Origin of the sequence: Nitrosarchaeum sp. AC2, assembly GCF_013407385.1 — an archaeon.
In the GTDB taxonomy this organism is placed as follows: domain Archaea; phylum Thermoproteota; class Nitrososphaeria; order Nitrososphaerales; family Nitrosopumilaceae; genus Nitrosarchaeum; species Nitrosarchaeum koreense.
Window position 1 is genome coordinate 1,291,735 of record NZ_CP030847.1, and the last position, 14,036, is coordinate 1,305,770.

Sequence of the window (14,036 nt, forward strand, 5' to 3'; positions counted from 1 at the left end):
TTGTACAAGAGTTGGTGTATTATGTTTTGGATATTGAGAATTAATAGGGTCAGAATATTTTGTAGTGTAATCACAAATCATACAGCCACCGGCTCATCATACCCCTTTATTCCATTGAATCAAGTAGTCTTTGTGTTTTATTTCTAATTTCTGGAGTTACCTTGACTATGACCAATCCCTCATTTGGCTGACCATATAGCACTACAGAGTTTTCAGGCGCATGGATACATACTGGAATTACTAGCAGGTCCTCTTCGCCTACAACAGTTAGTCTTACAGGTGTCTTTGATGTAAATGCCTTTTTGATGATATCAATACTTGCAGAAGTAACCTCTGCTGCAGGATTATTGCATGTGAGTTCAGTATATACAGTTGGAGACATTGTTGGTTCTCGCTTTACTCGCTTTTCATAGTTGTCAATAATTTGCAAAGAAGGAGTTAAACCAAATGAGATCATCTTTTCAGTTGTTCTATCACCGACTGTAATGATATAGGAGTTTTTTTCTAGATGTTTTTCAACATTTGATTTCGATACTTGACTTTCAGGAATTAAAATTCCCATTGGAATTTTCAGTTGGGCTCTAAGAGAATCAGGTAATTTCACAAAAATCGCTTAGTTTGCTTTTGGAGTATCTTCAGGCGTCTCTGCAGACTTCATCTCATCTTGCATCTTTGCAGCAAGAATACTACATTGGGCTGCAATATTTTTTGCACTGGTTCTAAATGCAATTGCACTTGGAGAATCAGGACTAGTAATCATGATTGGTTTGCCTAAATCAGAACCTGACATAATTCCAGAGTTTAAGGGAATTTCACCTAAGAATGGAATCTTAAATTGTTCACTGATTTTTTGTGCACCGCCATCACCAAAGATATAGTGTTTATCGTTACAGCTTGGACAGATAAAGTGACTCATGTTTTCTACAACACCAATAATTGGGACGTTTAATTTTTCAAACATGCTGATTGCTTTTACTGCAACATTGCTTGCTACATCTTGTGGAGTAGTTACAACTAAAATTCCGGTAATTGGAATTGTTTGTGCAAGTGTTAATGGAATATCACCAGTACCTGGTGGAAGGTCTACAATTAGATAATCTAAATCAGACCAATTAGTATCAACTAAAAATTGTTTTAAGATTCCTGAAATGATTGGGCCTCGGTAAATTGCTGCCTGGTGTGATTGTTCTGCAAAAAATCCAAAAGAGACTACTTGAAGGCCATTATACTTTGCAGGTTGTAGTTTGTTATCTTCTACTTCCATGTGACCGCTCTTCATTCCAAGCATCAGAGGAATACTTGGGCCATAGATGTCTGCATCAAGTAAGCCAACTTTAGCTCCAGTTTGTTGTAAAGCTAAAGCCAGATTCAAAGAGACGGTAGATTTTCCTACACCGCCTTTACCACTTGCGACTCCGATAATATTTTTGACAGTTGCCATACTGGTGTCTGCATCAAGGGAACGGCCTTCCATCACTTTTGCAGTTACTTTCATATCAAAATTTTTGAGTTCTTTGAGTTCGCCTATTGCTTTTCTTACATCATCTTCAATCTCTACATTAAATGGACATGCTGGAGTGGTAAGCTCCAAAGTAAATTTTAGATTATTATCATTGAGTTCAAGGTCTTTGATCATTCCCATAGATACGATGTCTTTTTTCAAATCCGGATCAATTACTGTGCTAAGTTTTTCGAGGACTTGATCTACTCCGACCATTGGGTCAAAAAGTCGCTTTACATTATTTAAACATAGGTTAGATGAGTAAAAAAACGCAGATTATTTGGAAAATTGATAAAAATTTACTCAAACAAAGCGTAAATTACCCAAAGATTCATAAATTCAAATTCAACAAAAACACACAGTTGTTTTCTATATCCACCCTAGTTGATGTTGTTAGGATTCCTCCAAGCTTGTTTGGAACCGCACTCAAAAAGGCTGCAACAAACATTCTCAAAGACAAGTATGAGAGCATGATTAATGCAGAATTAGGTTACATCATTATGATTTTAGATGCCAAAGTTGACGAAATGGGAAAGATGATTGCCGGAGACGGTGGAACTTTTCACAGAGTAGAATTTGAAGCATTGACATTTTATCCAAAACTCCAAGAAATTGTTCAAGGAGAAATTGTAGACATTACAGACTTTGGAGCATTTGTAAGAATTGGTCCAACTGATGCATTACTACACTTATCACAAGTCATGGATGACTATCTAAAGAGCGATGTAAAGTCTGGAATGATTTTAGCTAATCAAAGTGGTAGAACATTAAAAGTTGGTTCTACACTTAGAGCAAGAATTACTGCAGTGTCATTAGGTAAAGCTGCTGCAATGGGAAAGATTGGAATCACATGCAGACAACCATTCCTTGGTGCAGATGCATGGATTGCAGAAGAGATTAAAAAATCATCTGGCGGTTCTAGCGATTCAAAAGAAGCTAAAGTAGAGGCAAGTTAAATGGCTCGAGAGATGGCTTGTAGAAAATGCAAGTTTGTAACTACAGGCAAAGTTTGTCCAGCATGTAAATCATCTGATTTGACACCAGATTGGAATGGAGTCGTACTAGTTGTAGACCCAACAAATTCTCAAATTTCAAAAACATTGGGAATTAAACAAAAAGGCAAGTACGCAATCAAAGTTACGTAAACTTAATCTTTAAAATCATACAAAGATCAATATCATCATGATATCATTTAATTCTAAAAAACAGTTAATGACATTTTTAGATGAAGATATAGGTAAAGGAGATGTTACCAGTGTTCTCTTACCTAGAAAAAAAATTACTGCTAAAATCATTTCAAGGGAGAGAGCTATAGTTGCAGGTGTAAATCATGCTAGAGAGATCTTCAAATTAAAAGGATGTACTGTGATAATTGTAAAAAAAGATGGCAGTAGGGTAAATCCAAATGATGTGATTTTGAAGATAACTGGTGATGCTGGAAAGATTCTCACATGTGAGAGGACCGTACTTAATTTGCTTACAAGAATGAGCGGGATTGCTACTCAAACTAGTGAATTGGTAAAAAAGATTTCAAATAAAACCAAATTGTATGCCACAAGAAAGACAGCTCCAGGTTTAAGATATTTCGATAAAGAGGCAGTAGAGATTGGAGGTGGAGTAAGACACAGATTAAGATTAGATGAGATGGTCATGATTAAAGACAATCACATTGCAGTAAGTGATTTGTTGTCTTTGATTAAAAGTGCAAAGAAAAAACATAAAAATTTGAAGTGGAAGTAGAAAATACAGCAGATGCAGTATTGGCAGCAAGAGAAGGTGCTACTATAATTATGTTAGATAATTTTTCTCCAGAACAAATTAAAAAAACAATTCAAGTTCTCAAAAGAGAAAAATTGCGAGATAAGGTACTACTTGAAGCATCAGGTGGAATTAATGCAAAAAATATTGCAAAGTATGGAAAAACAGGAGTGGATATCATATCTGTTGGAAGCATTACAAACTCTGTCAAGGGAATTGACATGAGTTTAGAGATATGATTATTTTATTTTAGATAGCAATTCAGCAACGGTTTTATTTTTTGGATCAATTTCTTTAATTTTTTCACAACACACAAGTGCTTTTTTTGGCTCCCCAAGAAAATAGTGAGAATTTGCTTTGAGAGTCAAGACTTCAACATCATAAGCTCCAATATCTAAAGCCTTTTCAAAATAGGGCATGGCAGTTTTGTATTGATTTTTCATATAGTACATTCCGCCTACGATAAACAAGACATTTTGCTCATATGGTGCTTTTTGCAGAATTTCTAATCCTAATTTCAAAGCATCATTATGTTGTTTTTGCTTGACAAGTTTTCTTAGTTGTTTTCTCATATTATGTATCTCTTGGATTTTGGGATTTGTAGAAAATAATCCAGTCATAAAATTATGTCAATACATCCCTTATTTAAAAAAAATACATTTCATAGAAGTTATAGAATATTTGAAAGTTATCAGATAATTCATAATGGAAATTTTTCACCCTATGATAACTGTGGTGCAAGTGGCAGAGAAAAGAGACTCACAGTAGCAATTGCAAAGATTATTCCACTTAAGATTAGTAAAAAGGTACGAAGTTTTATTTCAGAAAACTTGCTTAGTATTGCACCGATAAAAAGCACTGATGCATAAATTACAGTCAATAACATAAAACTATCTGAATTCTTATTTGCTTGTGCTGCATCTTTCCATTTTATTGCAGCATCATCTGCAAATTTTTTTGCATCTTCAGAAAATGTCTTTTTGTATTCATTCATGACAAAAGGGTGTGGCGGGGCATCTGGATTTTCAAAAGGATTTGTTTCCAACCAAGCATCAACAGCTGGTTTGAAATCAGATCTGAATCTTTGATAGAAAAAATTACTTAGATCATCATCGTTGTCATTTTGAGCCTTGATGTATTCGATAAATGTTATTGCATCAACTGTGCTGTATTGTGATTGTTGAATTGTACTCATGACATATTTCTGTGTATTTGCATTTACTTCACTTAGGGTAAATGTCATGATGCCGGCCCACAGTGTTGACTGGTATGCACTCCAACCTGTAGCAATTATTGCTAATGCAAGAATGACTACAGATAATGTTTCTATCTTTTTATCAAATTCTTTACTGTGGATATTCATAGTATTGTTAATGCTTCCAGACGTCTGTATTTTTTTGATTAAATAAGGATTTCAGATTTATTGTTGCTACAAGATGTGATACAGTTAAAAAATTGAGCCTAACTAATTGCAAGCATTCGTTCTATTGCAGTTCTTGCCTTGTCTGCAATCTCTTTTGGAACTATGACTTGGTTTTTCTCTTGAACTAGAGCATCATAGACTTTTTCTAGTGTTATCATCTTCATGTACTGGCATTCTGCTTTTTCAGAAGCTGGGATGAAATTTTTGTCTGGATTTTGTTGTTTCATTTTGTATAAGATTCCAGTTTCAGTTGCAACAACAAAGTTCTTGGCTTTTGAATTATTTACATGATTTAGCATTCCTTCAGTGGATAAGATGGATACTTTGTTTCCATCAAAACTTCCAGATGCTGCATCATACATCATTGGTGTGGTGCAACTGCATTCAGGATGAATTACAAATTCAGCATCTTTAAGTGAATTTAGTTTGTCTGTGATATCTTCTGGTTTGATGCCGGCATGAACGTGGCATTCACCTGCCCAGATGAACATGTTTTTTCTTCCAGTAACTTTGGCAACATAAGAACCCAAAAACATGTCAGGTAAGAATAAAATTTCTTTATCAGCAGGAATTGCATTTACTACATTTACAGCATTTGCTGAAGTGCAACAGTAATCTAATTCAGATTTTATCTCTGCAGTTGTATTCACATAACCAACTGTGATTGCATTTGGATGTTGTTTCTTCCAGTTTCTTAGTTCATCTATAGTAATTGAATCAGATAGGGAACATCCAGCTTCCAAGTCAGGAATCAGCACTCTTTTTTCAGGTGAGATGATTGCAGCAGTCTCTGCCATAAAGTGGACACCGCAAAAGAGAATTGTTTTTTGTGGAACTTTGGCTGCTTGTCTTGATAGACCTAGCGAGTCCCCAGTAAAATCTGCGATATCTTGGACATCTGGAATTTGATAATTATGAGCCAGGATAACAACGTCTTTTTCTTTTTTTAGACGCATGATTTCCTCTTTGAGACTAGATGATTGTTGAACCAGCATTTCCAAAGTCAATGCATGCGGTAGTCATTTAAAGAATAAGATCAAGTCTGGTTTACTCTAAAAAATAGGCAATTATGGCAATTCTTGCCATATTATGTTCCAATAGATATTCCACTGGAACAGTATTTTCTCAGAGTTTCAATGGCAGATAAAATTGCCAGTTTACTTGTTTTTGGGTTTGTCTCATCTGGAATATTTTCAATGTTAAATGACATCTTTCCAAACTTTCCTTGAGCAACAATGGTGTGAGTATTTTTGTCAGTGTTTGGGTCTGCAACAATTTTTACCATTGTTTTTTCACTTCCCATTCCAACTAGACTAAGTAATGCTGCAACGTTAATGTTTGCAGGAAATAATGTTACTGCTTCTTTGGCTGTTCCTTCAAAGATGATTGTTTGTGTTGTGATTTTTTCAAGATCAATCTTTGATGTCTCAAAAAATTTTGCACCCTTGAGTGATTTTGGATGTTTGGTAGTAGTTAGAGTAACTGATTCTAGTAAATTGGAAACTGATTTTATTGCATCCAGTCCACCAATTGCACCAGATGGCAAGTAGATTGTTTTATGAAAATGCTCACATGCTTCAGACAATATATCATAGATGGATTCGTCAAGTAATGCGCCAACACTCATGATCATCAAGTCTCGTTTATTTTGCAAGACACTGTGAGCTACATTTCTAACTGCTTCTTGTGATGCTGCCTCGACTACAATGTCAACTGGATGGGAGGATAGAAGGTGTGGATTTTCAACAATTACGGGTTTATTTTTTAATTTACTAACTAGGGCATATGATGCGTCTTTTGAGGCATCATACACATGAGTTAGAGTGCCAGGAATTTTACCTGAATCAATTGCCAATGCAATTTGAGTTCCAATTGCACCGCACCCCAAGAGTCCGATTCTTTTCAAGCGATATTGCTTGGAATTATCACTTAATTAATTCTAGTCTTGAGATAATAGAAGATTTTCTAGCAAGACAAACTGCACCAACAAGAATAATTCCTAAAATCATAATTGGCAACATTCCAAATTCAGGAACAACATATGTTCCAATAATTTCAACGTTTTTTGCATCCTTTGGAAGCATCATTCCCAATGCATAGTTGTCAGGATATTTGATTAGGTCGTATGGTGTATCCACGCCATCAATTGTTAGCTTGTATTGTGCACCTTCAGCAGAAATTACGTCAAATGGTAGTCGTAGCCAAAAAATGCTAGTTGAAGGGACACTCTCCATGGTAATTTGAATTGACTTTCTTTCAGGGACTATTTCCATAAAAGATAGCTTTGGATATTCTTCTGATTTTTCTAAATTGACTTCAAAACTGCCATGATACCCATAATGAATATCATATGTCTTATCATCAATTGTTAGGACATATTTTTCAGAGGAAATTTGAGTAATATCCAGGTACTGGGCAAATGCATCCATATCATCAATGACATGGCTGCCAAAAGCAAAACTAGTTGGAATCAACATCAAAAGAGTAACAGAGACAAAAACAAATTTCATAATAAAAAATTAATTTTATTAAATATAATTAATTGTCAGATTATCATAGTCGATAATTTGAAACAAGTATGATTTATCATCAATCTATTTATGGTAAAAAATGAATAATAAAATTATGAATTTTGGTACAAATGTATCATTTGGAATTGCCTTATTTTTGATATTATCTGTGGGAATTGTAGGGAGTTTCACTAGCGCAGACGCAGAATCGCCAAGAAAGCAGATGAAAAGAGGTGTTTCTGTAGAAGATATTTCTTGCAAAGATGGTCTTTCCTTAGTGATTAGAAACAATGGGTCTCCAGCATGTGTCAGCGAGGAAACTGCAGAGAGATTAGAAAAACGAGGTTTAGGAAAAATTGAAGTTAGAGCAGCTCAAGTCACTACAAATTCAGATGTTTCCATCAAAGATCTAGAAAAGACTACGACTCCAATAAAAAAACAGGAAAGTGTCAAAGTTGTTCCAGCATCAACTGGTAGTGTGATTAATTTTTACATTCAAGATGATGACTTGAATGTGGCCCATAATGGAGTAGAGACTGTATCGACTGCAGGATTGTTTGAATTTACAATTAATGGAATTTCAATTGATGGTCCTCCAACGATGATTGAAACTGGACCTAACACTGGAGAGTTTTATGTGAAATTACAATTACCGGATACCATTAATGGAAGACCTTTGAGTCAAGACGATGTTGTCTTGATAAAATATTTGGATGCATCAGATTATTCAGGAGATAAACAAACGATAACACAATCAGTTTCATTGTCAAAATCATATGCAAATGTAGAAAGTGTTGGTGGTGGTTCCAGGATAGGCCATGAATTCACACTACGAATTTACGAGCAAGATGCAAACAGGGATTCCAAAAATGAAGACAAGATATCTTTGAGTCAATTTGAGTTTAGAGGAGAAGGAGGAATTAGAACTAGTTTATCAAATCCTGATTTTGATGCAAATTCCAATTATTTAGTAGAGACTGGAAAAAATACAGGAATATTTGAAGTGACAATTAAAATTCCAAGAACCATAAATGGAAAGACAATTCACATTGGTGACGAGTATGAAATAAGATATGTAGATAGTTCAACGCCATCAGGCACTAGTGAAAAGATTGTTTTGAAAGGTAGAATTGGTTAAGTTTAACTTAAGTGTCACATAGGTGAATAGTCAGCATAACCTAAAGATTTTATTCGAACCAACAAAGTATTATTGTGCTAAATACTGTATACAAAGATGCCATCATCAACAGAGAAAAAATGCTGTCCATTCTAAAAGGACCTAAATTTGAACAGATTTTACAGAAAGCAAAGCAGAATTGGGTAGAATTTACGCCTACAAAACAAGACGTGAGTACTGCTGGAATAGACAGTAGTTTTAACAATACAAGATTTCAAGGAATTGAACTTTGGGCAACAACTGCAGTATCAATTAAATCAAATGGAGAAGTATTGATAGATTTACATGATTCCGGATTAGGTTCGGATATAGATCTATCAAAAATTGCAAGCAAAATGGAAATTGAGGCATGTGGAAAAACTGTTGATTCAGTAGATTTGGTATTAATGGATGGGTCACTTCATTCACAATTTATGACAAGACAATCATCATTAGATGCAATGGTTGTAAAAACAATAAAAAAAAGAGACAATGTAATTTTTATTGCAAAGACGTCAAATACAAAAAAACAATTTGAGAATCTAGGTTCGTTAGCAGGAGATATTTTTTATTATAATCACATAACAAAAGGTGCAGGGTTTAGCAAGATATTTGTTGAAAAGAAATATGGAGCAGATAAAGTAATTTCTTCGACATTTGTGAGATTAAGTGATTCAACACCAATCATAAAGCTAGAATTTTTAGGTGGAAATAGAGATAACGATGAAATAAAATCAATAATGAATAAACTATACAAAAGTAGTGTTGGAGGATACCCATATGCATTGAAGCTGGCACATAACAACTGTAAAATATCTGACAAAGAACTTGCAAAAATGGTTAGCTTGTTAGGATTGAGTAACGAAATTGGTTCACGTGAGGTTTTAAGTTGAACACAGGTTTTGTAATAGGAGAATCAAAGCCCACATTTGTAACGGCTATTACATCAAGACCGCTTTCGGTTGGAGAATATATTAAAATTGATTCAGATGAAGGAGAGATTCTAGGATTAGTTGAAAAATCATCTGTGTCAAGTGCCGCATTTGCAGATGTTAAAAATTTTGACGAAGCATTTGAAAGCACAGAAATTGCAGAGATAAACAAGAGAGATAAAACATACACTGCACATATCGGAATTTTAGGATTTTTAGAAAATTTACGAAAGGGACAATCAATTATACCAGCAGTTCCACCAATTCCAGGAACACCAATATCACAGCCAACAAAAGAGGATTTGGAGGCTATTTTCAGCCCACAAAAAGATGGTTGGGTCAAAATTGGAAATTTATTAAGAGAAAAATCAATTGAAGCTAAAATCAATCTTGATAAAATTGTTGCAAGACATTTAGGAATTTTAGCGATGACTGGAATGGGAAAAAGCAATCTTGTTTCATTAATTACAAAACAGATTGGTAAACTAAAAGGGACAGTGATAATTTTTGATTATCATAATGACTATACAACGTTAAACATTCCACGAATAAATGTAATTGATGCAAAAATTAATCCTAGATTATTGGATGCAGATCAATTATCAGAAGTTTTAGAAATTAGAGACGGTGCAAATGTACAACAAAGAGTATTAAGAATGGCATTTACAAAACAAGTAAAAGAATCAAAAGAATTTTGGAAGAAATTAGAAACAGAAGTAGAATTCATTGTAAATTCAGAAGACAAAAAAATCAAAGAGATCAGAACATCAGCGTATAGAGTTCAAGACATCATAGAGGAAGCTCAAAGAAGATTTGAAGACATATTGGATCCAGATATGGGAGACCCAATTAGTTTTATCAAAGAGGGACGGACAAATATTTTAAATATTTCAGAATTATCTGAAAAGCAAGCAAACGTTGCACTGGCATTCTATTTACAACAACTACTCAAAGACAGAAAAGATGCCAGTATTGTAAAACATGGAAGATCAAAAAGAGAGAGAAATTACAAGTTTGATTCACCTATTTTTGTAATAATAGAAGAAGCGCATGTGTTTATTCCAAAAGATCATGACACAAGTGCAAAATATTGGGCAGCCAAAATTGCCAGAGAAGGAAGAAAGTTCGGATTGGGTTTAGGAATAGTATCACAGAGACCAAGAAGTGTAGATCTGAACGTTCTCAGTCAATTAGGATCTTTTGCTATAATGAAAATAATACAAGAAGATGATCAGCGTCAAATAGCAGCTGCCACAGAATCTACTAGTCGTGAATTAATTGCTCAATTGACTTCTTTGAATGTAGGAGATGCAGTACTGGTAGGACAGTGGACCAATTTACCCTCGCTAGTACACGTTGAAGAAGTAAAGGAAAAGATCATGGGAGCAGATCAAAGTGCAGTTAATGCATGGGCAAATGCAGAAAAGATGAATGAGATTGCCGTAGAATCAACTCAAGGACTTGTCAAGAAAGATTTGTTGTTAGACTAATGCTATTTTCACATATTTCAGATACTCATCTAGGACTAGTACAGTATGGTTCAGAGGAAAGAGAACATGATGTATATCATGTTTTTAATCAAGCCATAGATATTTCAATTAAAGATCATGTGGATTTTGTAATATTTGCAGGAGATATTTTTCACATACCAAATCCAAACGGTACTGCAATTGTTCAAATGGCAAATGCGTTAAAGAGATTAAAAAATAATAGCATTGATTCATTTTTTATTTTAGGAGAGCATGATATAAGTAGAATTCGTGCAACTCCAATCCCATATGTGTATCACAACTTAGAGTTTTCAAGATACATCGGACAGGGAAATCCAATTAATCATAAAGGAGTGTTGATAGCGGGATTTGATAAAATAAGGAAAACAGAAATTCCGCAATTTGAAGAAAAATTCAGAGTAGTGGATGAAATTGCAAGCAAACATGTAGGACATAAAATTCTAGTATTACATCAAGGAATTACAGAGTTTAACAAGTTTGCAGGAGAATTACAGTCAACAGATTTACCAAAAAATTTTACATATTATGCAATGGGTCATTTGCATGATCATGATATCAAACAATTTAGTCATCTAAACGGACCAGTAGCTTATCCAGGATCAATAGAATTAACAACAAGTGAAGGAATCAAGGAGACGAAGAAAGGATTCTTTGAAGTAGATATTTCTGAAAAAGAAATAAAAAACAATTGGATTGAGTTAGATACAAGACAACAATTTTCATTTAAAACAAACTATGACGAATTAACAAAAGTAGTAGATGAAATCTCTTCAAAAATAGGCAATATAGAGCGAAAACCAATAGTAGAAATAAAAATTCAAGGTGAAAACATAGAAACTGACCAAATTCAGGCACAAATTTCTAGGTTATACCAACAAACATTGAGATGTTTTTGGCGAATTACATCTAAAGAGATATCAGAGTCGTCAGTATTCCTAGAAAGACCAAATACAATCGATTACGAGATGCTCAGATTAGCAGTTGATGCAAGTGGTTCAGAACAAATTGCAAATTTCGCCATAAAGGAATTACTTCCATTATTGTCATCTGCTCAGATCAAAGAAGCTACTCAGATCATTATTGAAAACTTTGAGAAATACAAAAAGGAGAAAGTAAATGATAACGGCAATTGAATTAGGAGATTTTTTATCACATTCTCAAACAAGATTAGAATTTGGAAATGGAGTAACGGTATTTGTAGGACAAAACGGAGCAGGAAAATCAAGCATCATAGACGCAATTACATTTGCATTGTTTGGACAACATACTAGAAAATCAAATAAGGGATTGATAAAAAGAGGGTCTAATCAGGGATTTGCTAAAGTAGAATTTAACATCAATGGCAAACAATACCAAGCAGTAAGAAAAATAGATAACAAAGGTGGACTTGCTGCAAAATTCAGTGAGAATGCTAATGATGAATTTTTAGAAATTGCAGCTGGTGAAAGAAAGCAATTTGGTGAATCGATGACACAAGAGGTTGAAAAAATAATAGGATTAGGTTTTGAGAAGTTAAAGATTGCATCAATAGTGCAACAAGGAGAATTAAATGCAATAATCAAAGCAAAACCAAAAGAGTTCAAAGAACTACTAAATGCAATAATTGGAATCGATAAACTGGATGTAGCATCAGAGGCAATGAAAACAATTACAAAAAATTTCCGAGAAAAGATAAGAAATGAAAAAGGATATGATGATACACATATTGATATTTTATTACGAGAATTACAAAAATTCATAGCAGATCTAGAAGAATCTAAACCACAAAAAGAACAACTTGTTTTAAAACAAATTGAATTACAAAAAGAAGTATCATCACTCAGAGCAAAATTAGAGATAGAATCCCCAAAAATAGATAAGAGGAATCAACTAGAATTAAGGAAAAAAGAACTGCAGTCATATGCAAAAGAGGCAATTCAAGAGATTCAGCGAGAAATTGCCGAAAAAGAGCACAAAATACGTGATTGTGAGGGATGTTTTGAGCATATTAGTCTGAAAAATGATTTAGAATCAAAAATGGAAAGAATAGAATTTGCAATAGAAGAAAACCAGAAAAGAATTCAGGAATTGACAGGCAAAGTTGCATCGCTTAAGGAAAAACAAGCATTAGCTGAAAAAATCCAATTAAAGGACAACAAATGTCCAGTATGTGACTCTAAAGTTGAAAAACTAAATCCATTATTTCAAGAAGAGCATCTAAAGCAAGAGATCGTATCTATTAAAGAACAAATTATTTCAGCAGAAAAAGAACGTTTATCATATAATCAAAAAAGGGCAGAGTTTTCTAAAAGACTTCAAGACGTAAGAAATGCTGAAGCAACATTAAGAGCACATGCCATTAAGGATCAAGAAGATATAAGAAAAATTCAAGGAGAAATAAAATTAAAAAAAGAAAACGTACAAAAAATTCCATTATCTATTAACGGTAATTTATTAGAAATATCTCAGATAGACTCTAATGCAAAAAGAATTTTTGAGATCATTACAAAATTAGAGCAAGAGACTAAAGGGTTTAATGAAGATGAATTTTTAAATCTAAAAAAATCAATTAATGAAAAACAAACTGTTCTTTCACAAACAGATCAACATCTAGGTGCAATAATAGAAAAAATATCAAAGTATGAAGAGCAAATAAAAACAACGCAAAAAACAGTATCAGATCTTAAAGTCGTTAAGAAGTATATTGAAAAATTAGATATCATTCAAATGAATATTTTTAGCAGAGATGGTCCTGTTGCAATGAGTTTAAGATCATGGGCACTAAATACAATCTCGGCAAAATCTTCGGAGTATCTCACACTGCTTAATACAAAAATTCAAAGAATTGCTCTATCAGAAAAAGCAAGAGACATATCAATTACATGTTATTCCAAAAGTGAAATGTTAGATTTAGAATCCTTAAGTGGTGGAGAACAAGTCAGTGTTGCACTTGCCCTCAGGTTAGGCATGGCGAGTTTGCTTGGAGCATCCAATCTCAATTTAATGATATTAGATGAGCCTACAACTCACCTTGATGCAGAACGTAAAAAAGCACTTGTTGGAGTATTATCTCAATTATCAGATATCGCAAACATTGGAAAACCGATGCAATTTATCATAATTACGCATGATTCAGAGATATTTGAGGATTCAAATGTGGAAAAAATATACAAATTTGAATCCGCAGAACATGGAAGTAAGGTAATTGCACTATAAGATGATTTTACAATTCAGATTAGAACATAAGAAGGATGGAATTTTTTTAA

At 33.8% G+C, this 14,036-nt stretch carries 14 protein-coding genes and 1 pseudogene; 8 read left to right on the forward strand and 7 right to left on the reverse strand.

From position 1 onward, the window contains the following. Positions 1–106 precede the first annotated feature (106 nt). Together DSQ20_RS07845 and DSQ20_RS07850 are read right to left on the reverse strand one after the other, a co-directional pair. Entirely contained in the window at positions 107–604 is a 498-nt protein-coding gene (locus tag DSQ20_RS07845) for a GTP-dependent dephospho-CoA kinase family protein (RefSeq protein ID WP_255458198.1), read from the reverse strand. A gap of 9 nt (positions 605–613) precedes the next feature. Beyond that, on the reverse strand, positions 614–1,717 hold the full coding sequence (locus DSQ20_RS07850; protein WP_179365224.1) for an Mrp/NBP35 family ATP-binding protein: 1,104 nt from the start codon (positions 1,715–1,717) through the stop codon (positions 614–616). Between the two features lie 41 nt (positions 1,718–1,758). Here DSQ20_RS07850 and DSQ20_RS07855 point away from each other — a divergent pair, with 41 nt between their 5' ends. From DSQ20_RS07855 to nadC, 3 genes and pseudogenes are all read left to right on the forward strand, one after another. After that, a complete protein-coding gene (locus DSQ20_RS07855) occupies positions 1,759–2,457 on the forward strand; it encodes a DNA-directed RNA polymerase (RefSeq protein ID WP_255458199.1) in 699 nt (232 codons plus the stop codon). Beyond that, the gene (gene spt4, locus DSQ20_RS07860) at positions 2,458–2,646 is read left to right on the forward strand and encodes a transcription elongation factor subunit Spt4 (protein WP_007551079.1); all 189 of its coding nucleotides are present in this window, start codon (positions 2,458–2,460) and stop codon (positions 2,644–2,646) included. It begins immediately after the preceding gene. A 37-nt stretch (positions 2,647–2,683) separates the two neighbouring features. Then, positions 2,684–3,498, forward strand: a pseudogene (gene nadC, locus DSQ20_RS07865) (carboxylating nicotinate-nucleotide diphosphorylase). On the opposite strand, the gene DSQ20_RS07870 reads toward nadC, so the two are convergent. From DSQ20_RS07870 to DSQ20_RS07890, 5 genes are all read right to left on the reverse strand, one after another. Continuing rightward, positions 3,499–3,879, reverse strand: a complete 381-nt coding sequence (locus DSQ20_RS07870) for a tetratricopeptide repeat protein (RefSeq protein ID WP_179365225.1) — start codon at positions 3,877–3,879, stop codon at positions 3,499–3,501. A gap of 101 nt (positions 3,880–3,980) precedes the next feature. Next, complete coding sequence (locus DSQ20_RS07875; protein WP_179365226.1) at positions 3,981–4,622, reverse strand: hypothetical protein; 642 nt, start codon at positions 4,620–4,622, stop codon at positions 3,981–3,983. 98 nt (positions 4,623–4,720) lie between these two features. Next, positions 4,721–5,677, reverse strand: a complete 957-nt coding sequence (nadA, locus tag DSQ20_RS07880) for a quinolinate synthase NadA (RefSeq protein ID WP_179365227.1) — start codon at positions 5,675–5,677, stop codon at positions 4,721–4,723. Between the two features lie 92 nt (positions 5,678–5,769). Beyond that, positions 5,770–6,588, reverse strand: coding sequence for an aspartate dehydrogenase (locus DSQ20_RS07885; RefSeq protein ID WP_179365228.1), 819 nt, complete (start codon positions 6,586–6,588; stop codon positions 5,770–5,772). 19 nt (positions 6,589–6,607) lie between these two features. Then, complete coding sequence (locus DSQ20_RS07890; RefSeq protein ID WP_255458202.1) at positions 6,608–7,192, reverse strand: PEFG-CTERM sorting domain-containing protein; 585 nt, start codon at positions 7,190–7,192, stop codon at positions 6,608–6,610. Between the two features lie 115 nt (positions 7,193–7,307). On the opposite strand from DSQ20_RS07890, the gene DSQ20_RS07895 reads away from it, so the two are divergent. The 5 genes from DSQ20_RS07895 to DSQ20_RS07915 all read left to right on the forward strand — a co-directional run bounded on the left by DSQ20_RS07895 (position 7,308) and on the right by DSQ20_RS07915 (position 13,986). Further along, positions 7,308–8,330 (forward strand): hypothetical protein, encoded by a 1,023-nt coding sequence (locus DSQ20_RS07895; RefSeq protein ID WP_255458203.1) that lies wholly within the window; start codon positions 7,308–7,310, stop codon positions 8,328–8,330. Positions 8,331–8,404: 74 nt separating this feature from the next. Then, positions 8,405–9,241, forward strand: a complete 837-nt coding sequence (locus tag DSQ20_RS07900) for a DNA double-strand break repair nuclease NurA (RefSeq protein ID WP_179365230.1) — start codon at positions 8,405–8,407, stop codon at positions 9,239–9,241. After that, positions 9,238–10,770, forward strand: a complete 1,533-nt coding sequence (locus tag DSQ20_RS07905; protein ID WP_179365231.1) for an ATP-binding protein — start codon at positions 9,238–9,240, stop codon at positions 10,768–10,770. Before DSQ20_RS07900 ends, DSQ20_RS07905 begins: the two co-directional genes overlap by 4 nt. Continuing rightward, a complete protein-coding gene (locus DSQ20_RS07910) occupies positions 10,770–11,924 on the forward strand; it encodes a DNA repair exonuclease (RefSeq protein WP_179365232.1) in 1,155 nt (384 codons plus the stop codon). The genes DSQ20_RS07905 and DSQ20_RS07910 overlap by 1 nt, the downstream gene beginning before the upstream one ends. Continuing rightward, positions 11,908–13,986: an AAA family ATPase gene (locus tag DSQ20_RS07915; RefSeq protein WP_179365233.1), complete on the forward strand. Its 2,079-nt coding sequence runs from the start codon at positions 11,908–11,910 to the stop codon at positions 13,984–13,986. Before DSQ20_RS07910 ends, DSQ20_RS07915 begins: the two co-directional genes overlap by 17 nt. The last annotated feature ends 50 nt before the right edge of the window (positions 13,987–14,036 follow it).

What these genes read in the sequence shown, in the direction of transcription:
- DSQ20_RS07850 (WP_179365224.1), bottom strand. Translation starts at nt 1,717, where the DNA reads ATGGTCGGAGTAGATCAAGTCCTCGAAAAACTTAGCACAGTAATTGAT.
- DSQ20_RS07870 (WP_179365225.1), bottom strand. Translation starts at nt 3,879, where the DNA reads ATGACTGGATTATTTTCTACAAATCCCAAAATCCAAGAGATACATAAT.
- DSQ20_RS07875 (WP_179365226.1), bottom strand. Translation starts at nt 4,622, where the DNA reads ATGAATATCCACAGTAAAGAATTTGATAAAAAGATAGAAACATTATCT.
- DSQ20_RS07915 (WP_179365233.1), top strand. Translation starts at nt 11,908, where the DNA reads ATGATAACGGCAATTGAATTAGGAGATTTTTTATCACATTCTCAAACA.
- DSQ20_RS07910 (WP_179365232.1), top strand. Translation starts at nt 10,770, where the DNA reads ATGCTATTTTCACATATTTCAGATACTCATCTAGGACTAGTACAGTAT.
- DSQ20_RS07855 (WP_255458199.1), top strand. Translation starts at nt 1,759, where the DNA reads ATGAGTAAAAAAACGCAGATTATTTGGAAAATTGATAAAAATTTACTC.
- spt4 (WP_007551079.1), top strand. Translation starts at nt 2,458, where the DNA reads ATGGCTCGAGAGATGGCTTGTAGAAAATGCAAGTTTGTAACTACAGGC.
- DSQ20_RS07895 (WP_255458203.1), top strand. Translation starts at nt 7,308, where the DNA reads ATGAATTTTGGTACAAATGTATCATTTGGAATTGCCTTATTTTTGATA.
- nadA (WP_179365227.1), bottom strand. Translation starts at nt 5,677, where the DNA reads ATGCTGGTTCAACAATCATCTAGTCTCAAAGAGGAAATCATGCGTCTA.
- DSQ20_RS07890 (WP_255458202.1), bottom strand. Translation starts at nt 7,192, where the DNA reads ATGAAATTTGTTTTTGTCTCTGTTACTCTTTTGATGTTGATTCCAACT.